Origin of the sequence: Burkholderia sp. BKH01 (assembly GCF_025685725.1) — a bacterium.
Lineage (GTDB): Bacteria > Pseudomonadota > Gammaproteobacteria > Burkholderiales > Burkholderiaceae > Burkholderia > Burkholderia pyrrocinia_C.
The window spans coordinates 62,506-87,691 of record NZ_JAOTQT010000008.1 but is presented as its reverse complement, the minus strand read 5'-3'; the positions used below and the strand labels follow the sequence as shown (position 1 = coordinate 87,691).

The following is a 25,186-nucleotide window of genomic DNA, read 5'->3' as shown; positions in this document are numbered from 1 at the left end:
TCGCTCATGAAACGCATCCTGTTCTGCGTGGTGCCCGAAAAAGGGCACGTCAATCCGTGCATCGGCCCGGCCCAGCATCTGCGCGCCGCCGGCTGCGACGTCGCGTTCTACGCGCCGGCCGACATCAGCGCGCAGCTCGATGGCGCCGGCGACTTCGCGTTCGTCGGGCCGCGCGAGACGCCCGAGCGCCACGACCTGTCGCGCGGCGCGAGCTTCGCCGCGAACATTCGCGATGCCGACTGGCTGCGGCACTGGATCCGCACGCTGCTGATCGATCTCGCGCCCGCGCAGGTGGACGGCATCCGCGCGGTGCTGCGCGAATGGCAGCCCGACGTGGTCGTGATCGATCCGCTGCTCTATGCGGCGGCGATCGCCGCCGAGCTGGAAGGGCTACCGTGGGTCTCGATGTCCAATTCGCTGAATCCGGTGCTGCCGGACGATCTCGATTCGGAACTGCTGCGCACGGTGCGCTGGCTCGCGCCGGAACGCACGCGCCTGTTCGCGCGCTACGGTCTCGACGCGCGTTTTCGCGGTTGCGACATCCTGTCGCCGCATCTGACGCTCGCGTTTACGACCGACGCGCTGGTCGGCGCGCCGCCGCCGGGTGTCGAGCTGGTCGGCCCCGCGCTGCCGTCCGGCCCGCGCGGCGACGAGGCGCCGTTCCCGTGGGAGCGCCTCGACGCGGATCGCCCGCTCGTCTACATGTCGCTCGGCAGCCAGCTTTACTACCACCCGGACGTATTTGCGAAGGTCATCGAAGCGACGCGCGCGACGTCGGCGCAACTGGTGCTGTCGGTGGGCGAACTGGTCGATTCGGATCTGCTGCCGGCTGGTGACGAGCGCGTCGTCGCAGTGCGTTATGTGCCGCAACTGGCGCTGCTGCGGCGCACGCACGCGTTCGTCAGCCACGGCGGCGCGAATTCGGTGATGGAGTCGCTCGCGTGCGGCGTGCCGATGCTGCTGTCGCCGTTCTGCAACGACCAGTTTCATTCGGCGCACTTCGTCGAACGGGCCGGCGCCGGGTGCGTGCTGGATCTGCAGCAGGCCGGCGTCGCGAGCATTACCGATGCGCTCGAACGCCTGTTGCGTCCCGGCTCGCTGCGCGAGCACGCGGCGCGCATCCGTGCGAGCTACGCGCGCGACGGCTCGGCGCAGGCCGCCCGGCTGATCAGCGCACTCGCTTCAGGAAGCCGCCTGGCGACAGCGTCATGAGCACGCGGTCCTCGATGTCCTCGTCGACCTCGAACCGGTCGTCGCGGGCGAGAAATTCGCGCACGGCCGTCGCCGGGTTGTTGCCTTTGCCGTACGGCTTGCCGTCGAACATCGATGGCGGCAGATATTCCATGATGGTGTCCATCACGATCGCGTAGCTGCCGGGCGTCACGAGGGATGCATAGCATTCGAGTTCGCGCAGCACGTGCGCGTGCGTATGCGTGAGATCGAGGATCGCCATCACGCGCGCGCCGTCGCCGATCTGTTCGCGCACCGACGCGAGCGTGTCGGCCGCGCACGATTCGCCTTCGATCAGCACCATGCGATGGGCGAGCCGGTGCGATTGCAGGCGCTGCCTGACCTCGTCGCGCAGGCGCGGTTCGATCGCGACGACGCGGCCGCGATCGCCGTTCAGTTCCAGCATCGACGCGGAGAACACGACGCCGCCGCCTGCCGCGATGCCGGTCTGCACGATGCAGTCGGGGCGCTCGCGCCAGATCAGTTCCTGGAGCGCGAGCATGTCGCCGGGCAGATGGAAGAAGCGCTCGCCGAGCCAGCGCGTCTGGAACAGATGGTCGAATTCGGCAGCGCGCGTCAGCCATTCGATGTTGATGTCCCGCATGCGGGCCGAAGGACGCTCTGACATGGTCAATGCAACGAGTAGGAGTGACGTGAAAACGCTGGAACCCTGGCTTCGCCGGCACTGGAACCTCGGGCCGGCGCGCCTGCAGGCGCTGTCGTCGGGTCATACTAACAAAACGTATCTCGTCGAGTGCGATTCGGAGCGCGTGGTGCTGCGCGTGTCGTGGTCCGGCAAGCCGGTCGAGCAGGTGCATCGCGAGGCGTCGATACTCGGCGATCTCGGCCGTTCGCGCACGGCGCCGATGCTGCCCGCGCTGCCGCGACTGCGGCCGACCGTGGATGCGCAGTCCGGGGTGCAGGTGCCCGATGGAAGCTGGCTGCACCTGTTCGAGCATATCGACGGCGACCCCGGCCTGCCCGACGATGCGCAAGCGGGTGCGATCGATGCGATGCGCGCGCTCGCGCATCTGCATGCGGCGCTGGCGGCGATACCGGCGAGCGCATCGGCGCCGCTGGCGTGGCTGTCGGCGCGCCATGCGCGCGTATCGGCACGCGCGGTGCCGTCGTTGCCGGGCGAGTTGAGCGGCGATTACGACACGATGATCCGGCGGATCGGCGCGCATCTCGCCGCCGCGTCCCGCTGGCTGACGGGGCCGGTGCATTGGCTGCACGGCGACTATCACGCGGGCAACCTGCTGTACGTGGGGCGTGCGGTGAGCGGCGTGCTCGATTTCGACGATGTCGGGCAGGGCGCGCAATGGCTCGAGGCGGCCTTTGCGCTGTTCGCGCTGTCGCGCGATGCGGGCAGGGACGATCGCTTCGTGTTCGATGGGCAGCGATGGGAGGCTTGCCTGCAAGCCTATGCGGCGACGCGGGCCGATGCTGCGCCGGACTGGATGCGCGCGAACCGCGCTGCGTTGATGTCGCTGTTCTGCGTGGACCAGACGCTGATCCATCTGGAAGCCGCGCAGCGCGGCCTGTGGATGCCGGGGCCCGGCATCGGGTTTCTCGGCGGCTGGCGGCAACTGCTGGACGGCGCGGCGCCTGGACGCTAGCCGGCCGTTGCGTCAATCCTGTCGATTCAGGAACAGGCGCACGGCTTCGACCGTGTTGGGCCGCGCTTCGCCATGCCGCGATCCGTCGTGCATGCAGAACAGCACGTCGCGATGCCGTGCCGCGCTGTCGGCGACATGCGCGCGCATTGCGTCGAACAGTGCCTCGGGCGACGGCGCCGGGCGCTGCCAATCGTCGAGGATTGCGGTCCAGCCCGTGTGTTCGCGCCGCAGCCGAGCAAGTACGCCGGCGCGATTGTCCTGCGGCACCAGCCCGTAAGGCAGGCGCAGCGGGATCGCGTCCGGTGCGGGAACGCGGGCCAGGCGATAGGCTTCGCGAATCAGCGCGTCGGTCGTCTCGATCTCGTCGATCAGCACATCGTCCGCCAGCGCGCCCGGCCTCGCGTGCGAATGCGTGTGATTGCCGAGCCGATGGCCTTCGCGCGCCATTCTCGCCGCGACGTCGAGCGCGCCCGCCAGGTTCTTGCCGAGCAGGAAGAAGGTCGCCTTGCACGAAGCGGCGCGCAGGACGTCGAGCAAGGGCGGTGTCGAGGGACCCGGGCCGTCGTCGAAACTGAGGCGAACGGACATCGCGTGTGGGGTGTGCCGTGTGAGTGGAACCTGAACGATAACGCAATCCGGCGGATGGCTGTTCGGTCAGGGCCGGCATCACGGCGTTCGCATCGACGGCACCCGCGCGAGTTTCCGCGAGCAGGGCGCACGGGCGACAGCGCCGGATGCCGAACGGGTGAGCCAGCCTGCACCACTACGCGATGCGGTATTTTCCCGCGTCGGCAGCATCGGATGCGCTTGCGCGAGGAAGCGGGGGCACGTGACCGGAGGAGCCGAAACACGAATGCGGCCGTGTCGTGCGCGACACGGCCGGGGGAAACCGCCTGCGTTCAAGCGTCGAATCGTTCAAGCGTCGCAAGCAAGCACCGGCTCGTCCGGAATCGCGTGCTCCGCCAGCGCGACGTAATCGCCCGACGCCGTGCGCTCGACCCGCGCATCGACGCGATACGCGTGCCGCAGGTTCGGCGGCGTCAGTACGTCCGCTGGCGAGCCGTCGGCGACGAGTCCGTCGGCACTCAGCAGCATGAGCCGGTCGCAGAAACGCGACGCGAGATTCAGGTCGTGCATCGCGACCAGCACGATCGCGCCGCGTCGGCGGGCCGCATCGCCGACCGCCTCCAGCGCGAGCAATTGCCAGCGCAGGTCGAGTGCGCTGGTCGGTTCGTCGAGCAGCAGCAGCGGCGTGTCGCGCACGAGCACCTGCGCGAGCCCGACCATCTGTCGCTGGCCGCCCGACAACCGGTCGAGCGGCAACATCGCCAGCGGGTGCAGCCGCAGCCGCGTGAACACTTGTTGCAAACGCCGGTCGCTCGTCGCGTCGGACAGGCCGCCGCAGGTGGCGCGCAACGCGCTGCGCACGGCTTCGTACACGAGCAGCGACGACGGTTGCGGCAAGGTCTGCGGCAGATAGCCGACCTGCCGCGTGTGTTCGCGGCGCGACCCGCACAGCAGGTCGAAGCTGCCGAATGCCGCGCGACCGGTGGCGGACGCGAGCCGCGCCAGTGCGCGCAGCAGCGTCGACTTGCCGACCCCGTTCGGCCCGAGCAGCCCGATCGTCGTGCCAGGCTCGACCGGCGCGAGCGACAGCCCGTCGAGCACGACCCGGGCGCCATAGCGGACGGACAGCGCGTCGAGATGCAGCATCGGCTCAGCCATCGAGCCTCCTGCGCCGGCTGACGAGCAGCATGAACAGCGGCACGCCGACCAGCGCGGTGATGATGCCGATCGGCAGCGTCACGCCGGGGATCAGCGTCTTGCTGAGCACGGACGCGCCGGCCAGCATGATCGCGCCCGCGAGCGCCGCGCCCGGCAGGTAATAGCGATGTTCATCGCCGACCAGCAGCCGCGCGACGTGCGGCCCGACGAGCCCGACGAAGCCGATCGTGCCGACGAACGACAGCGCCGTCGCGGACAGCAGGCTGATGCGCGCAAGCGCGACGAGCCGCAGCCGTTCGACCGCGATGCCCATGCTGCGCGCTTGCTCGTCGCCGACGCGCAGCGCCGTCAACGACGCCACGTCGACGCTGGCCCACAGCGTGCAGGCAGCGAACACGCAGGTCAGCAGCGCGATCTTGCCCCAGGTCGCGCGCGCCAGGCTGCCCATGCTCCAGAACACGATCTGCTGCAGCGCATTCGCATCGGCGATGAACTGCAGCAGCCACAGCAGGGCTTCGAAGCTGAACATCAGGCCGATGCCGAACAGCACGACGGTTTCGGTCGTCGCGCCGTGGCGCCACGCGAGCCAGACGATCAGCAGCGTCGCGACGCTCGCGCACGCGAACGCGCCGAGCGACAGCGCGACGTTCTCGTTCCACAGCACCAGGTGCCAGCCGGAAATCACGACGAGCGACGCGCCGACGCTCGCGGCGGCCGACATGCCGAGCGTGAACGGGCTCGCGAGCGGATTGTTCAGGACGGTCTGCATTTCGGCGCCGGCGAACCCGAGCGACGCGCCGACGAGCACGGCCATCAGTGCATACGGCAGGCGTACGTCCCACAGGATCACGCGCTGTTCGAGCGGCAGCCCGTCGGGCCGGAACAGGCCGCCGACCAGGTCGGCGACCGGAAACGGCGACGGGCCGGTCGAGACGTCGACGACGAGCAGTACGAAGAGCACGCATGCGAGTGCGGCCAGCGCACCGACACGCCGCGCGGCGACCGCGCGGTAGCGGAGCCGCAGCGACGGAGGCGAAACGGGTGTCGTCGTGCTCATGCGACGGCTCCGGACGCGGGCTCGACAACCACACGTGACGCAAGCGCGAGGCTCGGCAGCACGACACCGCCATGATCCTCGCCGTCGATCAGCCGGAACGCGGCGTCGAGCCCTGGCCGGCCGCCCACGCGCGCGACGAAGTCGCGGGCGGAGCCGACCTGCTTGCGTGCCTGCTGGCGGCGCATCCGTTCGGCGTCGTGGTTCGATGCACCTTCCTCGAGGCCGCCTGCGGTCACGAGGACGCGCAGCGGTGGTGCGAGCGGGGCGGTTTGCGCGGCGAATCGGTCGGCATAGGGCAGCAGCGCGCGCTCGCCCCACCAGATCGACGGGCTCGCGGCCACGTAGCGCCGAAACAGGTGCGCGCGCGTGAGCATCGCGTACAGCGTCAGCAGGCCGCCGTACGAGTGGCCGAACAGCGTCTGTCGCTCGGGATCGACCGGCAACTGGCGGGCGAGCCACGGCTGTACGTCGTGCTCGATGAAGTCGAGAAAGCGGTCCGCGACAACGCCGCGGCCGTTCGGCAACGGCGCGAGCGTGTAGTCGTCCGCACGCGCGGCCATGTCGTAGGGCCCGTCGACCGGATAGCCGATGCCGATCACGACGGCCTCGGCGTCGCGCGCGCCGTCCGGCCGAGAGCGGAGATTGCGGACGAGCTGCGCCGCGAGCGGGAATAGCGCATTGCCGTCGAGCACGGTGAGCACCGGATGGGGCGCCGAGTCAGTACGCTCGGCCGGCAGCGCGACGAACAGACGCCGCGTGCGGCCGGCGATCGTCACGTCGAACTGGCGGCTGTTCGGCACGACGACCGGCAGTGCGGCTTCGAGGCCGGGCCAGGCAGGCGCATCGGCGGCGCGCGCGGGCGCGAGCCGGCCGACGAGCGGACCGGCCAATCCGGAGACGAGCAGGGAGCGGCGCATGGAGGAAACGGGCATCCGCATGTCAGGACCCTTCCTGTACCCAGTATTCGCCTTGCAGCGGAACGGGCTGGAAGCGTCGGACCATCGTATCGAACGTGGCGCGCGGATCGAGATCGGCGAACAATGCCGGATGCAGCCACTTGGCCATCGCCTGCACGGCGACGACGTTGAACGGCGAATTATAGAAGTGATGCCAGATCGCATACGCGCGCCGCTCGCGGACCGCGCGCAGCGGTGTGAGCTGCGGCCGCTTCAGCGACCGGTCGAGCGAACGGACGGCGGCGTCGTGCGGCACACCGGCGCCGAGCGCGATGCGTTGTGGCGCGCTTTGCAGCGTCTGGAGCGAGCCGATCGCGGTGCCGATGTAGAAATCGGGCTGGCGGCTCAGCAGGTATTCGGGGTTCAGCGTGCCGTGCTCGCCGGGCACGCGGCCTTTCGCGACGTTGTTGCCGCCAGCGGCGTCGAGCAGGCGGCCCATCATGCCGGTCATCGTGTCGCAGCAGTCGCCCGACAGGCCGACGCGGCTTTCGAGGAACACGCTCGGCGCGGCCGGGCGCGCGGTCGCGAGCCGCGTGCGGACGAGGTCGAGCTGCTGCTGCCAGTACGCGTTGAATTCCGTCGCGCGCTGCGGCGAGCCGAGCACCTGGCCGAGCAGCGCGATGCTGCGCGGCGTGTTGGCGAGCGGGTCGTGCCGGAAGTCGACGAACACGATCGCGACGCCGGCCGCCTCGAGCCGCGCGAGCGTTTCGCGATCGCGCTCGCCGGGGCCGTGGCCGCCGCCGAGCCCGAAGATCGCTATCTGCGGACGCAGCGCGAGCGCGCGCTCGTCGCTGAAGCTGCCGGACTGCGAGCGTCCGATGCGCGGCACGTCCTTCAGGTGCGGGAAGCGCGCGAGCCATTGCGCGTAGCTCGCGGGATCGAGCTGCTCGAAATCACCCATCATGCCGACAAGGCGGCGCGTCGGATCGTCACCGTCGACCACCGCCAGCGCCGGCAGCAGGCGGCCCTCGCCGAGCAGCACGCGCTCGACGCGCGCGGGAATCCGGACCTGCCGCCCGGCCAGGTCGGTGACGGTCGTCGTGTCCGCCTGCGCGGCATGCATCACGAGCCAGCCGCACAGCCATACGCCCAGCATGGCCCATATTCCGCTTGTTTTTTTCACGCGACTCCCGATACGATATAAATGAGAACAATTCTCATTTGATTGTAGCCGAGCCGAAGCCATGACAGGGGCATCGGCCATTTGATCGAACACCAAAATAGTTTGCGCGGGCGCAAGAGGCCTGTGCGCGGGGTATGACGACATGACAGCGCTGACGCCAGCCGCTTCCCATTCCGATCGCTATCGACACGACGCGCACGTCGCGCGGATCCGCGAGGTGCGGCCCGGGCTGCGGATCCATTCGGACGACGCCACTGATGAATTCGACGCCGTGATGTCGGGGCAGTGTTCGCCGGGCCTGCATCTCGTGCTGCTGCTCGAGGGCGCGCTCGACGTGTCGTACGGTGACCGGCGCGTGGTGCTGACGACGGACGGGCGCCGCACCGGCCGTACGGATTGCGAAGCCGCGCGGCCCGCGGTGCGGATGCAGTCGTTCCTGCTCAACGCGGTCGAGCCGGACACGTTCCGCAGGCGGCTCAGCAAGGGCGGTTACGCGCGGCGGCTGAGCCTCGCGATGTCGGGCGAATGGCTCGGCCATCTGCAGGCAGCCAGCCGCGGCGTCCTGCCGGAACGGCTCGACGCGATGCTGTCCGCGCATCTCGCGATCCGCTTCTGGCAGCCGACGCCGCGTGCGACGGCGCTCGCCGAACAGATCGTGCGGCCGCCTGCCTATCAGCCGATGCTGCAGGCAATCTATCTGGAGAGTCGCGTGCTCGAACTGCTCGCCGAGGCCTTCACGCCGCTCGAGACCGGTGCGGCGCAGGCGTCGGACGCGTCGCTCGGCTCGCGCGACTATCGGCGGATGGCCGAGTTGCGCGCGTTCCTCGCGAGCGACGCGGCGCAGGAACTGTCGCTCGACGACATCGCGCGGCATGCCGGGATGAGCGCGAACGCGATGCAGCGCCAGTTCCGCGCGGCCTATGGCACGACCGTGTTCGACTTCGTCCGCGAGCATCATCTGCAGCGCGCACGGCTTGCGCTCGAGCGCGATGCGGTGAGCGTCAAGCAGGCCGCGGCGCTGGCCGGCTACACGAGCGCCGCGAACTTCGCGACGGCCTACAAGCGCCGCTTCGGCGTCACGCCGACGCTCGCGCGACGCAGCGACCGTCGCTGACGGCAGCCGGCGGCGGCGCTCAAACGAGTTCGATGCTGACGCAAAGATTTCGGTTGCTTGCATGTTTCATAATGCAAATGAGAATCAATAGCATTATGAAACGTAGAAGGCGCCACCATGTCGAGTCAAGCTGCAAGCTTTGCATTGAAGCCGGTCGTCGTTGCCGGCCTGTATCTGATGGGCGTGTCGTGCGCGTGGGCGCAGACGCCTGGCCGGGCGGCGGAACCCGCCGCCGCGTCGTCCGTCGCCGCCAAACCGGATGACCCGGCCAAACCGGCCAAACCGGTCGAATCCGCGCCGCCGGAGGCAGTCGCCGATCCGGCCTCGCTGAAGGAGATCGTCGTCACGGCGAGCCGCCGCGAGCAGGCGATCCGCGAGGCGCCCGCGAGCATTTCGGTAATCAGCCGGGAAGACATCGAGGCGAAGCCGTATACGTCGGTCGCCGAGATCGTCGCCAACGTCGAGGGCGTGAGCGTCGTCGGTGCGTCGCCGAACGACCAGGACATCTCGATTCGCGGGATGCCGGGCGAGTACACGCTGATCCTCGTCGACGGCCGCCGCCAGAACACGCGTGAAACGATGAACCGCGGCACGGCCGGCGTGCAGTCGAACCTGATGCCGCCGCTATCCGCGATCGAGCGGATCGAGGTCGTGCGCGGGCCGATGTCGTCGCTGTACGGCGCCGACGCGATGGGCGGCGTGATCAACGTGATCACGCGCAAGGTGCCGAAGCGCTGGGGCGGCACGATCACGGCCGGCAGCGTGTGGCAGCTCGAATCGAACCAGGGCGACACGCAGAGCGTCGACTTCTGGCTCGGCGGCCCGCTGAAATCCGACGTGCTCGGGCTGCAGGCGTCGGGGCGTCTCCTGCATCGCGGCGAAGACGACATCTACTACCCGAACAGTGGAACGGGTGGGGCGAACGGGCAGCGGATCGGCAGCTTCGATGTGAAACTGTCCGCGAAACCCGCGAGCAACCAGGACGTGAGCGTCAATATCGGGCGCGAGCAGCTCACCTATCTCAGCACGCCGGGCAAGAGCGCCGCGCCGCTTACGCCGCGCACGGCGGCCACCGCGCTCACGGAGACGCGTCATGTCCGCGATTACTGGGGCGTCACGCACGACGGCCGTTGGGGCTTCGGCGACACGACGGTATCGCTGTACGGCGAGCGCGGCGTGCAGGACCAGTGGACGCCGGCCGGGCGTTCGCCGGTGAAGCCCGCGCTGACCGACACGATCCTCGAAGCCAAGGCCGCAATGCCGTGGTGGGGCGAGCGCAACATCCTGACCGTGGGCGGCCAGCACATCTGGTCGCGGCTGTCGGGCGTCAGCGTGCAGGACGCGGTGCCGAAAGGGCATGGGGCCAATGCGGATCGCGTCACACGCAACGCGTGGGCGCTGTTCGGCGAGAACGACTACTTCTTCAACGACCGCTTCACGCTGACGACCGGCGTGCGACTCGATCACGACGACCGCTACGGCAGCCACGTGAGCCCGCGCATCTACGGCGTGTACCAGCTCAGCCACGCGTGGACGGTGCGCGGCGGCGTATCGACCGGGTTCCGGCCGCCGTCGCTGCGCCAGAGCACGGCCGGCTACTGCATGACGTCGGGCGGCGCGGCGGGCGCGACGCCCGGCACGCTGTGCGGCAATCCGGATCTCAAGCCGGAGACGAGCCTGACCGAGGAGCTCGGCGTGCGCTACGACCTGGGCGACACGTACGCGGGCCTGACGCTGTTCAACAATCTGTTCAAGAACAAGGTGGCGAGCTACGACACGGGCATGCCCGATCCGCGCTCGCCGGGCCGCAACATCTATGTGTACGACAACATCGACCGGGTCAAGCTGTACGGGCTCGAGATCGGCGCGGGCACGCGCCTGTCGCGCACGCTGAAGGTGTCGGGCGCGTACACGCTGACCGAATCGCGCCGCGAAGGCAGCGGCGAGAAGGCGTTCAACGGCAGTTCGCTCGACGGCTATCCGCTCGACAAGACGCCGAAGCACAAATTCAACGTTCAGGTCGACTGGACGCCGACCGCCAAGCTCGATCTCTACGCGACGGCGAACTATATCGGCAGCGAATACTGGGCCGCGTTCCGCAACGGCGCGCAGGGCGTGCGCGAGCGGCCGTCGACGACGACCTTCGATCTCGGCGGGCGCTACCGGATCGACAAGCGTTTCTCCGTCAATTTCGCGGTGCTGAACCTGACCAACAAGATGGTGCCGATCGACGATCGCACGCGCACGACCGGGCTGAGCGGAAACTGGCTCGTCGACCAGGGGCGCCGCATCGCGGTGAGCCTGACCGCCGAAATGTGACGGCATGGCCGGCGCGCCGCGCCGGCTCGTTCAATCTGGAGGCAATGTCATGAATGCGATTTCCCGACTTTCCGAACTATTAGTACCCCATAGCGTGTGGGATGTTTATCGCGCGGATACCCCGCTGTTTCTCGCAACGCCGGCACATACGCTGCTGGCCTGCGATGTTGCGGCGGCGATCCCGCATGCGGACGCGCCGCTCGCCGCGCGCGTGAACGACGCGTTGCGTCGCGAGCGGGCCGACGGCCATATGGACGCGGCGGTAGTTGGCGCGGTGCCGTTCGACGTCGACGCGCCGGCCGCGCTGCGGGTCGCGCGCACGATGCTGCGTGCGCGGCCGCTCGGCGCGCAGCGGGCTGCCGGGCCGGCCGGCACGCGCTACGCGACGCGCGAGGTGCCGTCCGCGGATGCTTATGCGGACGCGGTCGCGCAGGCGGTCGCCAGGATTCGCGCGGGCGAGCTCGACAAGGTCGTGCTGGCGCGCACGCTGGAGGCGACCGGTGACGCGCCGGTCGACGTTGCGGCGCTCGTCGCGCGACTCGCGTCGTGCAATCCGCACGGCTATACGTTCTCCGTGGATCTCGGCGCGGGCCGCACGCTGCTGGGCGCGAGCCCGGAGCTGCTCGTGAACCGCTTCGGCGGCGTCGTGCGCGCGAATCCGCTGGCGGGCTCCGCGCCGCGCAGCCGTGACCCGGTCGAGGACCGGCGCCGCGCGCAGGCGCTGCTGGCGTCCGGGAAGGATCTCGACGAGCACCGGGTCGTCGTCGAGGCCGTGCGCGACAGCCTCGCGCCGCTGTGCCGGCGGCTCGACGTGCCGGCGCGCCCGTCGCTCGTCCATACGGAAACGATGTGGCATCTGTCGACCGAGGTGCGTGGCGAAACCGACGCGGATGCGTTGACGCTCGCACTCGCGCTGCATCCGACGCCCGCCGTCTGCGGCGCGCCGCGCATGGCGGCGCGCGACTGCATTCGCGATGCCGAGCCGTTCGATCGAGGCTTCTACGCGGGGATGCTCGGCTGGGTCGACGCGCACGGCGACGGCGAGTGGGTCGTCACGATTCGCTGCGCCGAAGCGTTCGACCGCACGCTGCGGCTCTATGCGGGCGCGGGCGTGGTCGCCGAATCGACGCCCGACGGCGAACGCGCGGAAACCGCCGCCAAGTTCCGGACCATGTTGGATGCGCTCGAGATCGATCGAGATGCCGCATCGGGCGCCGCGCGGGAGGCTGCATGACGTCCGCGAATCGCACGCCTTGGCCGGACGCGTTTGCCAGCGCGTACCGGCAGAAGGGGTACTGGCTCGGCCAGTCGTTCGCGCAATGGTTCGGCGAGCGCGTCGCGCGGCACGGCGAACGCATCGCGCTCGTACAGGGCGACCTGCGCTGGTCGTACCGGACGTTCGCGGCGGAAGCCGAACGCACGGCCCGCGCGCTGACCGCGTACGGGATCGTGTCGGGCGACCGCGTCGTCGTGCAACTGCCGAACTGCGTTGCATTTTTCGCGGTGACGTTCGCACTGTTCCGGATCGGCGCGTTGCCGGTGTTCGCGCTGCCCGCGCATCGCCGGCACGAGGTCGGCTACTTCTGCCGGCACGCGGGCGCGCTCGCCTATGTCGCGGCGGAACAGTACGACGGGTTCGACTACCGGGCGCTCGCGAGCGAGATCCGCGCCGATGCGCCGACGTTGCGCCACGTGCTGTTCACGGCGCCCGGCAATATGCGCGTCGCGCTGCCGGAGGCGACGCCCGACGTCACGCTCCCGCCGGGGCCCGGCGCGCACGAGATCGCGTTCCTGCAATTGTCGGGCGGCAGCACGGGTACGCCGAAGCTGATCCCGCGCACGCACGACGACTACCTGTACAGCGTGCGCGAGAGCGCGCGCATCTGCGGGCTGACCGAGCACAGCGTCTATCTCGCGGCGCTGCCGGCCGCGCACAACTATGCGCTGAGTTCGCCGGGCTCGCTCGGCGTCTTCGATGCCGGCGGCACAGTGGTGCTGAGCGACAGCGCGAGCCCCGACGCCGCGTTCCCCCTGATCGAGCGCGAGCGCGTGACGGTGGCGGCGCTGGTGCCGCCGCTCGTGCCCGTGTGGCTGGCCGCGGTCGGGCAGCGGCGCGGCGCGCTCGCGAGCCTGGAACTCGTACAGGTCGGCGGCGCGCGCTTCGATCCGGCGCTCGCGGCGCGCGCGGCCGACGGCTTCGGCGCGCAATTGCAGCAAGTGTTCGGGATGGCCGAAGGGCTCGTCAACTACACGCGGCTCGACGATCCGCGCGACGTGGTGATCGCCACGCAAGGGCGTCCGATCTCGCCGGACGACGAGATCCGCATCGTCGACGACGACGACCGCCCGGTCGAACCCGGTGAGGTCGGCCATCTGCTGACGCGCGGCCCGTATACGATCCGCGGCTACTACGACGCGGCCGCGCACAACGCGCGCGCGTTCACGGCGGACGGCTTCTATCGCACCGGCGATCGCGTCCGCCTGACGGCGGGCGGCCAGCTCGTCGTCGAGGGGCGCGCGAAAGACCAGATCAATCGCGGCGGCGAGAAGATCCCGGCCGAGGAGATCGAACACCTGCTGCTCGCGCATCCGGGCGTCGTCGACGCGGCGCTGGTCGCGATGCCTGACCCGTATCTCGGCGAACGCAGTTGCGCGTACGTGATTCGCGGCGCGCCCGCGCCGGCCGCGGCGGACCTCGTGCGCTTCGTGCGCGGACAGGGCGTGGCCGCGTACAAGGTGCCCGACCGGATCGAATTCGTCGATGCATTCCCGAAAACGCCGGTCGGCAAGATCGACAAGCGCGCGCTTCGGCAGCACATCGCGGATCGGCTCGCCGCCGCCGCTTGACGGGCGCGACGACGCTCCGTCGATTCCTCCATTCCAATGCAATCCATCATGGCCATTCCGAAAATCGCTTCCTATCCGATGCCGGCCGAGCTGCCGGCGAACCGCGTGAACTGGCGGTTCGACCCGCGCCGCGCGGCGCTGCTCGTGCACGACATGCAGGACTACTTCCTCGACTTCTACGACCGTACGGCCGCGCCCGTGCCGACGCTCGTCTTGCACGTGCGCCGCCTGATCGATTTCGCGCATGCGGCCGGGATGCCGGTCTACTACACGGCGCAGCCGGCGACGCAGGCCGCGGCCGACCGGGCGCTCCTGACCGACATGTGGGGGCCGGGCCTCACCGCGCAGCCGTCGCGCGCGGCGATCTGCGACGCGCTCGCGCCGGCGCCCGGCGACACGGTGCTCGACAAGTGGCGCTACAGCGCGTTCCGGCGCTCGCCGCTCGAGACGCGCCTGCGCGAGCAGGGGCGCGACCAGCTCGCGATCTGCGGGATCTATGCGCACATCGGCTGTCTGATGACCGCCTGCGACGCGTTCATGCGCGACGTGCAGCCGTTCTTCGTCGCCGACGCGCTCGCGGATTTCTCCGAACGTGAGCACCGAATGGCGCTCGACTACGTGGCCGGCCGCTGCGGGATGGCGGTGACGACGAACGCACTCGTCGGCGTCGCGCCAGTGCACGATGCGGCGCCGACGCTCGCCGCGATCGCGGCGCAGGTCGCTCGCAGCCTGCGAATGCCTGCCGTCGACCTGCGCGAGCACGACAACCTGGTCGATTGCGGGCTCGATTCGATCCGGATGATGACGCTCGTCGAGCAGTGGCGCGCGCAAGGCTACGACGTCACGTTCGTCCAGCTCGCCGAGCAGCCGACGCTCGACGCATGGACGCGGGTGCTGCAGCGCGCGGCGCAGGTGAGCGCATGACGGCGCGTCCGGCGATGTCCGATGCCCGTCCGGCGCCGTTCGTCAGCACGGCGGAGGTGTCGGTGCCGCAGGCCGACCGCGTGCTGTTCAAGCTGTGCAAGCACTACGCGATCAAGGTGCCCGTCGTGTTCGACGAACATCGCGCGACCGTCGATTTCCCATACGGCGTCTGCCGGATGCTGCGCACCGACGACGTGCTGCAGCTTCGCTGCGAAGCCGATTCTTCGGAGCAGCTCGAGCAGATCCAGTACGTGATGGACGAGCACTTGGGGCTGATGTCGCGCAACCGGGCGCTGGTGGTCGGATGGGAGCGGGGCGCGTGACGCGGCCCACTTCCGGTTCAACGAACTTCGGGGCAAACCCGCTCATGAAAAACGAATCCTTGCCGATCCGCGCGACGTCCGCGCAATACGGAATCTGGGTCGCGCAACAGGTCGACCCCGACGATCCGGGCTATCTGACGGCCGAGACCGTCGAGCTCGACGGCGCGCTCGACGTTGCCGCGCTGGCCGACAGCGTCAAGGTCGTGCTCGATCACGCCGACGCGCTGCACATGCGGTTCGCGTGGCAGGACGATACGCTGTGGCAGGCGCGCCGGACGGCGCGCACGCGGCTGCCGCTCGTCGACCTGTCGGCGCACGCCGATCCCGTGCAGGCGGCGCACGCGTGGATGAAGGCGTCGCTGTCGATCTGTTGCGACGTGACGGCCGATCCGCTGTACTGCACCGCGCTGCTGCGGCTGTCGCCGACCCGGCACTGGTGGTATCTGCAGGTACATCACATCGCGCTCGACGGCTTCGGCTACGGCCTGCTGCAGCAGGCCGTGGCCGCTCGCTACAACGCGCGCGTCGGCGGCGGGCCGCTGCCGGTGCTGCCCGACTGGCGGATCGATCGCGTCGTGGACGCCGAGGCGCGTTATCGCGCCGACGGCGGCTTCGATGCCGATCGCGCGTTCTGGTGCGCGCATCTGCGAGACGTGCCCGCGCCGCTCGTGCTCGCGCCGAAGCAGGACATCGCCCCGTACGCGCGGCGCGCGACGCGCGTGCTCGACGCGGAGCGCGTGCACGCGCTCCGCGCGGCCGCCGAGCGCGTCGACGTCGACTGGAATGCGTGGCTGCTGTGCGCGGTCGGCATCTGGCTCGCGAAGCAGGGCGGCCAATGCGACCTGACGCTCGGGTTGCCGGTGATGAACCGGCTCGGTGCGCCGGCGCTCGGCGTGCCGTGCATGGCGATGAACATCGTGCCGTTGCGCATGCATGTCGACGCCGGGCGCTCGCCGCGTGCGCTCGCGCGCGAATGCGCGGAGCGCCTGTGCGCGATCCGGCCGCACCTGTACTACCGGTACGGCTGGATTCGCGGCGATCTTGGGCTGCTGGAACGCAACGCGTTCCTGTTCAACCAGGCCGTCAACGTGATGCCGTTCGAACGACAGGTCGCGTTCCACGGGCTCGCGAGCGACACACACGCGGTGAGCGGCGGCCCGGTGAAGGATCTGAACGTGACGCTCGCGGTGCGCGGCGGCGCGTGGCACCTGACGTTGGAAGCGAACCCGAACGCGTACGACGAGGCCGTGCTCGCCGCGCATGCGCACGATTTTTCCGCGTGGCTCGACGCGTTCGCCGGACAGGCGCCGGACGAACCTGTCGGCGCGCTGCTCGACGGGATGTCCGCGCCGTCGATCGTGCGCGGCGCGCCGCTCGCCGGGCCGTGCGATGACGTACTCGCGCGGATCGAACGCATCGCGCGCGACACGCCGGCGCAACCGGCGATCGAGGCCGGCGACCGGCGCATCGATTATCGCGCGCTGCTCGCCGATGTCGATGCGCTCGCGACGGACCTCGAACGACGGGGCGTGGCGCGCGACGCGCGCGTCGCGATCGCGGCACCGCGCGCGCCGGACGTGATCGCGGCGATGCTGGCCGTGCTGAAGGTCGGCGCGACGATCGTGCCGATCGATCCGGACGGGCCGCCGCAGCGCGTCGCGGCGATGCTGGCGGATGCGGCGCCCGCGCTGGTGATCACGCGCGACGCGTATCGCGAATGCGCGGGTGGGCGGCCGGTGCTCGATCTGGACGCGGCGCGTGTGCCGTCGCCGCACGACGCGGCGTGCGTGGCGTCCGACGCGGCACAGCCCGCGTACCTGTTGTACACGTCGGGATCGACCGGCCGGCCGAACGGCGTGCTGGTCGGGCGCGGCGCGCTCGCGCATTTCGTCGCCAGTACGCGCGACCTGTATCGCATCGGTCCGGGCGACCGGGTGCTGCAGTTTGCGCCGCTGCATTTCGATGCGAGCTTCGAGGAGATCTTCGCGACGCTCTGCAACGGCGCGACGCTCGTGCTGCGCGACGACGCGATGCTCGACTCGGTCGACGCATTCACGGTCGAGGTCGAGCGCCGCCGCATCACGGTGCTCGACCTGCCGACCGCCTACTGGCACGTGCTCGCTCATGCACTGGACGCGCGCCATGCGCGGCGCCTTGCCGGCGTGCGTCTGACGATCATCGGCGGCGAGGCCGCGTTGCCGGAGCGGATCCGGCGCTGGCACGCGCACCTGCCGCATCTGGCGCTGCTGAACACCTACGGGCCGACCGAAACCACGATCATCGCGACGGCCGCCTGCGTGAGCGGCCCCGGCGCGGTCTGGCGCGCCGGCGAGCCGGTGCCGATCGGCACGCCGCGCGCGGGCGTCGACGCGCAGGTTGTCGACGAGCGCCTGTATCCGGTGGCCGAGGGCCGTACGGGCGAGCTGGTGCTGTGCGGCGACGCGCTGGCGCTCGGTTACCCGGGCAATGCGGCGCTGACGTCCGAGCGCTTCGTCACGCTGCCGGGGAGCGGTGTGCGCGCCTACCGGACCGGCGATCTCGCTACCGTGCGCGCCGGCCGGCTGGTATTCGACGGCCGGATCGACCACGAGGTGAAGATCAGCGGCGTGCGCATCGATCCGCGCGAGATCGAGGACTGGCTGCTGCGCACGCCGGACGTGCGCGAGGCGGCGGTCGTCGCGCTGCGCGGCGACGCCGACGTGACGACACTCGCGGCGTTCGTCGCCGGTGTCGACGATACGGCAGCGCTGCGCGTGCGGCTCGCCGACGCGCTGCCGGCCGCGGCGATTCCCGATGCGTGGCACGTGCTCGAACGACTGCCGCGCAACGTCAACGGCAAGACCGATCGCAACGCGTTGCATCAGCTCGCGATGGCGGGCCGCATCGGCGTGGACGACGACTCGCGCGCCGACGCGCTCGAACGGCAGGTGATGCACGCGTGGCGCAGCGTGCTCGGCGGCGTCGCGCTGACGCCTGATTCGAATTTCTTCGACATCGGCGGGAAGTCGTTGCAGGCAATCCAGGCGAGCGCGCGGCTGGCGACCGCGCTCGGCCGCGACGTGCCGGTGTCGATGCTGTTCCGCCACGCGACGGTCGCGGCGCTGACGGCTGCGTTGCGCACGCCGCTGCCGTACCGGCCGCGGGCGGCGCGCGACGCGTTCGCGCCGCATCTCGCGATCCAGACGGCGGGCGGGCCCGCGCAGCGGCTGATCTGCATCCATCCGGCCGACGGCCTCGCATGGAGCTACCTGCGGCTCGCCGCGTACCTGCCCGACACGACGATCGACGGGCTGCAACTGTCGGTCGATGACACGAACGGCGCGGCCGATTTCGACGCGCTCGTCGACACCTATGTGCAGCGCGTGCGTGCGCTGCAGCCGAACGGTCCATACCACCTGCTCGGCTGGTCGCTGGGCGGCGCGCTCGCGTATGCGGTCGCGGCGGCCCTCGAGCGCTCGGGCGCACCGGTCGGCGTGCTCGCGCTGATGGACAGCTATCCGTCGTCCGCGTGGGCGGCGCAGCCGCAGCCGGAGACGGGCGACGCGCTGCGGATCCTGCTGACGGTGAACGGCGATTTCGACACGGCGGCGTTGTCCGATGCGCTGCTGCGGCAGCGCCTGCTGCGCGCGAACAGCCCGTTCGCAACGCTCGGCGGCACGGGGCTCGACGCGCTGGTCGACGCGACGCTGCGGCAGATGCGCCAGTTCCGTGCGACGCCGACCCCGCATTACGGCGGCGAACTGCTGCTGTTCAACGCGACTCGCAAGCGACCCGGCACGCCGGCGCCCGACAGCTGGGCCACGCACCGGCCGGCAGCGTTGCCGACCTGCGTGGCGCTCGACTGCTCGCACGACGGGATGTCCGATCCCGAACCGATGGCGGCGATCGGCGCCGCGCTGGCCGAACGGCTCGCCGCATGGGCCGACATGGAAACCGATACGAGGAGCTTGAATCGATGAGCAGTGAAACCGAAATGACATTTCCGGCGGGCGTGGCCGTCGTGACCGGCGCGGCGCGCGGGATCGGCGCCGCCGTGGTTCGCGCGCTCGCCGCGCGCGGGGTCGACGTCGTCGCGTTCGATGCCGACGGCGACGCGCTGGCGCGGGCGAACGAGGATCGCCCGCCGGCGCCGGGCCGCGTCCAGCCGTTCACGGTCGACGTGGCCGACGCGCGCGCCGTGCGCGCGGCAATCGAGCACGTGGAGGCGACGGTCGGCCCGATCGGCATGCTCGCGAACGTCGCCGGTGTGCTGCGGCTCGCGGCCGCGACGTCGCTGACCGACGACGACTGGGCGCATTGCTTCGCGGTGAACACGCACGGCGTGTTCCACCTGTCGCGCGCGGTCGCACAGCGCATGAGCGAGCGACGCGCGGGCAGCATCGTGACCGTCGGGTCGAACGCGGCGCTCGTGCCGCGTACGCAGATGGCCGCCTACGCCGCGTCGAAGGCTGCCGCGCATCAGTTCACGCGCTGCCTCGGCCTGGAGCTGGCCGGCCACGGCATTCGCTGCAACATCGTCGCGCCGGGTTCGACCGACACGCCGATGCAGCGCCAACTGTGGCGCGGCCCGGAAGGCCCGGCGGGCGTCATCGCGGGTTCGCTCGAAACCTATCGCACGGGCATCCCGCTCGGCCGCATCGCCGTGCCGGATGACGTTGCCGGCACCGTGCTGTTCCTGCTGTCCGACGCCGCGCGCCACGTGACGCTGCACACGCTGTGCGTTGACGGCGGCGCGACGCTCGGTGTGTGACGGCCCGGCCGCCTTCCGTTTCCGGAGCATCGTCATGAAATACATCCCGGCCTGTGCCGAACGAGGCGCGGCAGGCGCGTTCGCGTTGCCGCGTCACGGGGAACGGCAGCGCGTCGGTGCGCGGCTGCCCGTGCCCGATGCGCCGCGCCACGCGGTGCCGGCGTCCATTTGCACTGACGCACGACGCTTACCTTTTTCATCGGAACACCTTATGTCGACGACTTCCGCTGACTCCCTGCCCACGCCGGCCGATGCCGGCGTGTCTTTCCTGCCGCTGCTGTTCGTGAATTTCGCAATGGTGGCCGGCACCTACGCATTCGTTACGATCGCCGGGCCGATGGCGCGGCGCATGCATCTCGAGCCGCTACATGTCGGCGCGATCATCGGCATCGTCGGGCTCGTGTGGATGATCGCCGCGCCGCGCTGGGGGCGCGCGGCGGACACCCGCGGGCGGCTGCCGGCGATGCGTGCGGCGATCGGCGGCTTCGTCGCGAGTTCGCTGCTGCTAGCCGGCTACGTCGGATGGGCGTTGCGCGACGGCGGCAGCGCCGTGCCGCCGGTATGGGCGGGCTTTGTCGCGCTGCTCGTCACGCGCGCGGCGATGGGCGGTTGCTATGCGGGGCTGCCAGTCGCGGCCATGGCGTGGATCGCGGACCGGACACCGGCCACGGGGCGCGCGGCCGCGATCGCACGATTCGGCGCGGCGGGCGCGATCGGGATGGTGCTCGCGCCGCCGCTCGCGGGCTGGCTGGCCGGGATCGACATGACGCTCGCGCTCGCCGTTTTCGCGCTGCTGCCGCTCGCCGGACTGGCGGGGCTGCGACGGCTGCGCGACGACGGCGCGCATGCGGTGCGGCAGGCGCCGCCCCGGCTGAAGCCGACCGATCCGCGCCTGCGCCTGCCGTGGTGCAGCGCGTTCGCGCTGTACAGCGCGGTGATGATCGCGAACAGCGTGCTCGGCTTTTACGCGATCGACCGGCTGCACGTGCGGACGGGCGATGCGTCGATGGTGGTCGGCTACGCGCTCGGCAGCGCCGGCATCGGGCTGATCGCGACGCAGTCGCTGGTCGGCCGCCTGCGTGCGGTCGCGCCGCTCCAGTGCCTGCGCTGGGGCGCGCTGGCGGGAGGTGCGGCGTTCGTGTCGGCGCTGGCCGCGCAGGCCGCGTACCCGCTGCTGCTGTGCGCGAGTTACTTCGTGGCAGCGTGCGGGTTGGGCGCCGCGTTTCCCGCAGTCGCGGCGCTCGCGAGCACGAGAGTCGAAGCGCACGAGCAGGCCGCGTGCGCGGGCGCGATGTCGACGGCGCAAGGGCTCAGCATGGTCGTCGCGCCGCTGGCCGGTACGATGCTGTACGAACTGCATCCGGCGGCGCCGTTCGTGTCGATCGGCGTGGTGCTCGCGGTCGTGTTCGTCGCAGCATGCGGCGACGGGGCGCGCGTGCCGGCGGCGTGACGGTTTTCACGAGTGCTGCGCGAATCGGTCGCCGGTTATTCGCCTGGCGCAACGACCAGCGGACAGGTGCCGACCGGACGCAGCCGCGTGCCGGTCCATTCGTAGAAGAACCGGGCCGCCTTCGCGTTGTCGTCGCCGCAATCGTCGTTGAAGCAGCCCGCGACGATCAGCAGCCTGCTGCCGGTGCGAAAATCGACGCGTTCGTCGTCGTTGCCCATCACGCCCGCGATGGCCTTCACGCCGGGCATCGTGTACGTCGCGCCCGTGTACTTGTCGACGATCGCGAAGTTTCGGCAATCCGTTCCGCAACCCCAGATCGCGACGCGATAGTGGCCGGCAAAATTGGCCGGTTGCGTGAACTCGTCGCGAATGACGGTGCGGTACAGGCGGGATTCCTTGGTGGTCAGCTGTGGCGACCCGGCCGGCTTGCGCGGCGCGCTTGCGGCGGGTGCCGGATAGCGGTCGAACGACGGCGACGGGCATGCTGCGACAGCCGTTGCTGCGGGCGGAGGTGCCGCATGGGTAGCGCCGGAACCGGCAATCAGCGCGGCCGCTGCGGCGACCGGCAGAAATCGACAGGCGAGCGTCACGCGGGCATCCTTCAGGTTCGTGGTGAGATCGGGCCGGATGGTCCGAACGGCAGGCGACGACGATTCTATGACGCATCGCATGAGCCGGCGACACGCAATGGCGATCGTGCGCGAGTGCAGGCTGTCGCGCATCGAACCGGCCGCGCGTGATGCGCGGGCATCCCGTCAAGCATTGTCAAATCGCGGCGATATCACGATGCCTGACGTTTCAGGTCGCGCACGAAGGCTGTCATGCACCGGTTGATTGAGTATCCTTTGATTCGATTCGAGGCACTTATGTAGTCACAACCGGGAGGCTTCACATGAATGCACGTCTATACCGCGCGATCGTTGCCGGCGCGCTGATCGGATTGCTCGCGTCGTTTTCGGTGGCCCATGCGCAGCTTGGCGACGTCCTGAAACAGGTCGGCGGTGGTGGCGACTCGGGCGGCAGCGCGGGCGGTGCGCTCGGCAACCTCGGCGGCCTCGGCGGTGCACTGACGGGCGGCGGGTCGTCGCTGATGCCGGGCAGCACCGGCAACGTCGCGGGCCTGCTGCAGTTCTGTGTCCAGAACAACTATCTCGGCGGCGCGTCCGGCAGCGCATCGTCGGTGAAGGACGCGCTGCTCGGCAAGCTCGGCGGCAATGCGTCGACCGACAGCGGCTATACCAGCGGCGCGAGCGGGATCCTCGACGCCGGCAACGGCAGCAAGCTCGACCTGAGCGGCGGCGGCCTGAAACAGCAGGTGACCAGGCAGATCTGCGACAAGGTGCTGACGCAGGCAAAGTCGCTGCTGTAAGCGCAACAGCGCGCATTGCGCGTGCCGGTGCAGCGGGTGGTGCTGGCGCGCCGTGCCCCGTCAGCCAGTCCGGCCGCTACTTCCGCATCGACGACAAGACCGTCGCGCAAAGCGGTGCCGCGGCCCGTACGCGTACGGCTCGATATGCGGCTCAATCGGCCAGCCGCTTGTCCGCGAGCGCCTTGCAGCAGTCGTCGTACACCCATTGCACGAGTTTCGCCCGATAGTCGAGATCGTCGGTATCGACGATTTCCTCGACCGCGTCGCGCGCCCACGGCGCGTCGACGAACCCGGCGTGCCGTTTCGCGATGTCCTGCGCGAGCGCCGCGAGCTTGGCGACCGCGAGCCAGTCGGCCTGGCGGTGATGACGGTCGAGCCAGCGGTGCGCGGCCTGGACCTGGAACGTGGCGTCCGGCCATGATTCGTTGAGGTAAAACGCGCCGAGATTGCCGCAGGTGAGCCAGCAAAGCAGCTCCAGGCGGTCTTGCGAGCCGAGGGTATGGGATGCGTCGGACATGGCAGCGCTCACGAAATGCGTCGATTCCGGGCGGCGCCGGTCGCAATGACCCGGTGCCGATAATAAAAACATAGCACGATGCGGGCCCGACCGCGCACCCGGGCGGATGCTGACATGGCGGCGGCATGGCGGGCGCCGGGCCGGCGTTCGCGGCTGACGGCGCAGCGAGGGTGCGGCAGAGTCCAGGGTCCTTTCGAATGGCTGTCAATCGTCACACCAGTCGACCGCAACGCTCGTTAGAATGTCGGCTTCCCGCGAAGCATCGGGCTGGAGCAGGTGCCGAAGCAGCTATGCCAGCCGACCTGAGCTTCAAGGCGCCAACTCTGGCCAACAGGAGACGGAACACGATGAAAATCTACGACCAGTTCTATATCGACGGCGCTTGGCGCAAACCTGCCGGAACGGGCACGATCGACGTGATCGACTCGGGCACCGAGGCGGTGATCGGCCGGATTCCGGAGGGCATCGCATCCGACGCGCAGGATGCGATCCGCGCGGCGCGCGCGGCCTTCGACGCGTGGGCGGCCACGCCGGCCGCGACGCGCGCGGGCTACCTGCGCAAGATCGTCGAGCATCTGCAGGCGCGCAGCGAGGAACTCGCGCAGTCGATCACGGGCGAAGTCGGGATGCCGATCAAGCTGTCGCGCGCGATCCAGGTCGGCGGCCCGATCTACAACTGGAAGGCGTACGCGAAGCTCGCCGAGTCGTTCGAATTCGAGGCACAGGTCGGCAACTCGCTCGTGGTGCGCGAGCCGGTCGGCGTGGTCGCGGCGATCACGCCGTGGAACTATCCGCTCAACCAGGTCACGCTGAAGGTCGCGCCGGCGCTCGCGGCCGGCTGCACGGTGGTCCTGAAGCCGTCCGAAGTCGCGCCGCTCAACGCGTTCATGCTCGCCGAAGCGATTCACGAAGCCGGCCTGCCGGCCGGCGTGTTCAACCTCGTGTGCGGCTACGGCCCGGTCGTCGGCGAGGTGCTGGCCACCGACCCGGACGTCGACATGGTGTCGTTCACGGGCTCGACGCGCGCCGGCAAGCGGGTGGCCGAGCTGGCGGCCGCGGGCGTCAAGCGCGTCGCGCTCGAACTGGGCGGCAAGTCGGCGTCGGTGATCCTCGACGATGCCGATTTCGCGACGGCGGTGAAGGGTACGGTCAACGCGTGCTACCTGAACGCGGGGCAGACTTGTTCGGCGCACACGCGGATGCTGGTGCCGGAAGCGCGCTACGAAGAGGCGCGCGAGATCGCGAAGGCCGCGGCCGAAACATACGTCGCGGGCGACCCGCGGCAGGACGCGACGCGCCTCGGCGCGCTCGCGTCGGCCGTGCAGCAGCAGCGTGTGCAGGCATACATCCAGCGCGGGATCGACGAAGGCGCGGAACTCGTGACGGGCGGCACGGGCCTGCCCGACGGGCTCGCCAAGGGTTTCTTCGTGAAGCCGACCGTGTTCGGCCGCGTCGATCCGAAATCGACGATCGCGCAGGAAGAGATCTTCGGGCCGGTACTGTCGATCATCACGTATCGCGACGAAGACGAAGCCGTGCGGATCGCGAACGATTCGCCGTACGGGCTCGGCGGCGCGGTATGGGCCGGCAGCGACGAACGTGCGATGAGCATCGCGCGCCGCATCCGCACGGGGCAGGTCGACATCAACGGCGGCACGTGGAACGGCGCCGCGCCGTTCGGCGGCTACAAGCAGTCGGGGCACGGCCGCGAGAACGGCGTGTATGGGCTCGAAGAGTATCTCGAGTACAAGTCGATGCAGTTGAAACCGGCGAAGCCAGCCTGAGCGCTTCGCGCCGCATGAACGTGAAACGGCACGCTCGCGTGCCGTTTTTTTATTGACGACTGTCAAGGTGCGCGGCGGT

General features: G+C 69.9%; 21 protein-coding genes. 13 read left to right on the top strand and 8 right to left on the bottom strand.

Annotation, left to right across the window (positions count from 1 at the left end; genetic code table 11):
* Window positions 1–6: 6 nt before the first annotated feature.
* Entirely contained in the window at window positions 7–1,212 is a 1,206-nt protein-coding gene (locus OEJ37_RS14860; protein WP_263344685.1) for a glycosyltransferase, read from the top strand.
* Here the strand turns inward: OEJ37_RS14860 and OEJ37_RS14855 are convergent.
* Window positions 1,169–1,858 (bottom strand): cephalosporin hydroxylase family protein, encoded by a 690-nt coding sequence (locus OEJ37_RS14855; RefSeq protein WP_263344684.1) that lies wholly within the window; start codon window positions 1,856–1,858, stop codon window positions 1,169–1,171. The two genes, OEJ37_RS14860 and OEJ37_RS14855, sit on opposite strands and share 44 nt — an antisense overlap.
* A gap of 25 nt (window positions 1,859–1,883) precedes the next feature.
* Here OEJ37_RS14855 and OEJ37_RS14850 point away from each other — a divergent pair, with 25 nt between their 5' ends.
* Window positions 1,884–2,849 carry a phosphotransferase gene (locus tag OEJ37_RS14850; protein WP_263344683.1) on the top strand — a complete coding sequence of 322 codons (966 nt, stop codon included), beginning with the start codon at window positions 1,884–1,886 and terminating at the stop codon, window positions 2,847–2,849.
* Window positions 2,850–2,861: 12 nt separating this feature from the next.
* Here OEJ37_RS14850 and OEJ37_RS14845 read toward each other — a convergent pair whose 3' ends face one another.
* The 5 genes from OEJ37_RS14845 to OEJ37_RS14825 all read right to left on the bottom strand — a co-directional run bounded on the left by OEJ37_RS14845 (window position 2,862) and on the right by OEJ37_RS14825 (window position 7,692).
* Window positions 2,862–3,437 carry a polysaccharide deacetylase family protein gene (locus OEJ37_RS14845; RefSeq protein WP_174419270.1) on the bottom strand — a complete coding sequence of 192 codons (576 nt, stop codon included), beginning with the start codon at window positions 3,435–3,437 and terminating at the stop codon, window positions 2,862–2,864.
* A 327-nt stretch (window positions 3,438–3,764) separates the two neighbouring features.
* Window positions 3,765–4,574 carry an ABC transporter ATP-binding protein gene (locus tag OEJ37_RS14840; RefSeq protein WP_263344682.1) on the bottom strand — a complete coding sequence of 270 codons (810 nt, stop codon included), beginning with the start codon at window positions 4,572–4,574 and terminating at the stop codon, window positions 3,765–3,767.
* Window positions 4,567–5,631, bottom strand: a complete 1,065-nt coding sequence (locus OEJ37_RS14835; protein ID WP_263344681.1) for a FecCD family ABC transporter permease — start codon at window positions 5,629–5,631, stop codon at window positions 4,567–4,569. Before OEJ37_RS14835 ends, OEJ37_RS14840 begins: the two co-directional genes overlap by 8 nt.
* Entirely contained in the window at window positions 5,628–6,548 is a 921-nt protein-coding gene (locus OEJ37_RS14830) for an alpha/beta hydrolase (RefSeq protein ID WP_263344680.1), read from the bottom strand. Before OEJ37_RS14830 ends, OEJ37_RS14835 begins: the two co-directional genes overlap by 4 nt.
* Before the next feature lie 22 nt (window positions 6,549–6,570).
* Window positions 6,571–7,692, bottom strand: coding sequence for an ABC transporter substrate-binding protein (locus OEJ37_RS14825; protein ID WP_263344784.1), 1,122 nt, complete (start codon window positions 7,690–7,692; stop codon window positions 6,571–6,573).
* A gap of 160 nt (window positions 7,693–7,852) precedes the next feature.
* Between OEJ37_RS14825 and OEJ37_RS14820 the strand changes: the two genes are divergently transcribed.
* The 9 genes from OEJ37_RS14820 to OEJ37_RS14780 all read left to right on the top strand — a co-directional run bounded on the left by OEJ37_RS14820 (window position 7,853) and on the right by OEJ37_RS14780 (window position 21,437).
* Complete coding sequence (locus OEJ37_RS14820) at window positions 7,853–8,824, top strand: helix-turn-helix transcriptional regulator (protein WP_263344679.1); 972 nt, start codon at window positions 7,853–7,855, stop codon at window positions 8,822–8,824.
* Window positions 8,825–8,941: 117 nt separating this feature from the next.
* Window positions 8,942–11,143 carry a TonB-dependent receptor domain-containing protein gene (locus tag OEJ37_RS14815; protein WP_175919384.1) on the top strand — a complete coding sequence of 734 codons (2,202 nt, stop codon included), beginning with the start codon at window positions 8,942–8,944 and terminating at the stop codon, window positions 11,141–11,143.
* A 49-nt stretch (window positions 11,144–11,192) separates the two neighbouring features.
* Window positions 11,193–12,377, top strand: coding sequence for an isochorismate synthase (locus tag OEJ37_RS14810; RefSeq protein WP_263344677.1), 1,185 nt, complete (start codon window positions 11,193–11,195; stop codon window positions 12,375–12,377).
* On the top strand, window positions 12,374–13,990 hold the full coding sequence (locus tag OEJ37_RS14805) for a (2,3-dihydroxybenzoyl)adenylate synthase (protein WP_263344676.1): 1,617 nt from the start codon (window positions 12,374–12,376) through the stop codon (window positions 13,988–13,990). The genes OEJ37_RS14810 and OEJ37_RS14805 overlap by 4 nt, the downstream gene beginning before the upstream one ends.
* Window positions 13,991–14,038: 48 nt before the next feature.
* Window positions 14,039–14,914, top strand: a complete 876-nt coding sequence (locus OEJ37_RS14800) for an isochorismatase family protein (RefSeq protein ID WP_174419262.1) — start codon at window positions 14,039–14,041, stop codon at window positions 14,912–14,914.
* Window positions 14,911–15,237 carry a DUF2218 domain-containing protein gene (locus tag OEJ37_RS14795; protein ID WP_174419261.1) on the top strand — a complete coding sequence of 109 codons (327 nt, stop codon included), beginning with the start codon at window positions 14,911–14,913 and terminating at the stop codon, window positions 15,235–15,237. The genes OEJ37_RS14800 and OEJ37_RS14795 overlap by 4 nt, the downstream gene beginning before the upstream one ends.
* A 44-nt stretch (window positions 15,238–15,281) precedes the next feature.
* Window positions 15,282–19,196 carry an amino acid adenylation domain-containing protein gene (locus OEJ37_RS14790; protein ID WP_263344675.1) on the top strand — a complete coding sequence of 1,305 codons (3,915 nt, stop codon included), beginning with the start codon at window positions 15,282–15,284 and terminating at the stop codon, window positions 19,194–19,196.
* The gene (locus OEJ37_RS14785; RefSeq protein ID WP_263344674.1) at window positions 19,193–19,987 is read left to right on the top strand and encodes a 2,3-dihydro-2,3-dihydroxybenzoate dehydrogenase; all 795 of its coding nucleotides are present in this window, start codon (window positions 19,193–19,195) and stop codon (window positions 19,985–19,987) included. Before OEJ37_RS14790 ends, OEJ37_RS14785 begins: the two co-directional genes overlap by 4 nt.
* A 211-nt stretch (window positions 19,988–20,198) precedes the next feature.
* Window positions 20,199–21,437 (top strand): MFS transporter, encoded by a 1,239-nt coding sequence (locus tag OEJ37_RS14780; RefSeq protein WP_263344673.1) that lies wholly within the window; start codon window positions 20,199–20,201, stop codon window positions 21,435–21,437.
* A 35-nt stretch (window positions 21,438–21,472) separates the two neighbouring features.
* Here OEJ37_RS14780 and OEJ37_RS14775 read toward each other — a convergent pair whose 3' ends face one another.
* Entirely contained in the window at window positions 21,473–22,027 is a 555-nt protein-coding gene (locus OEJ37_RS14775) for a hypothetical protein (protein WP_263344672.1), read from the bottom strand.
* A gap of 302 nt (window positions 22,028–22,329) precedes the next feature.
* On the opposite strand from OEJ37_RS14775, the gene OEJ37_RS14770 reads away from it, so the two are divergent.
* Complete coding sequence (locus OEJ37_RS14770) at window positions 22,330–22,806, top strand: DUF2501 domain-containing protein (RefSeq protein ID WP_174419257.1); 477 nt, start codon at window positions 22,330–22,332, stop codon at window positions 22,804–22,806.
* A 151-nt stretch (window positions 22,807–22,957) separates the two neighbouring features.
* On the opposite strand, the gene OEJ37_RS14765 is transcribed toward OEJ37_RS14770, so the two are convergent.
* Window positions 22,958–23,323, bottom strand: coding sequence for a hypothetical protein (locus OEJ37_RS14765; protein WP_152863610.1), 366 nt, complete (start codon window positions 23,321–23,323; stop codon window positions 22,958–22,960).
* A gap of 347 nt (window positions 23,324–23,670) precedes the next feature.
* On the opposite strand from OEJ37_RS14765, the gene OEJ37_RS14760 reads away from it, so the two are divergent.
* A complete protein-coding gene (locus OEJ37_RS14760; RefSeq protein ID WP_263344671.1) occupies window positions 23,671–25,107 on the top strand; it encodes an aldehyde dehydrogenase family protein in 1,437 nt (478 codons plus the stop codon).
* Window positions 25,108–25,186 lie beyond the last annotated feature (79 nt).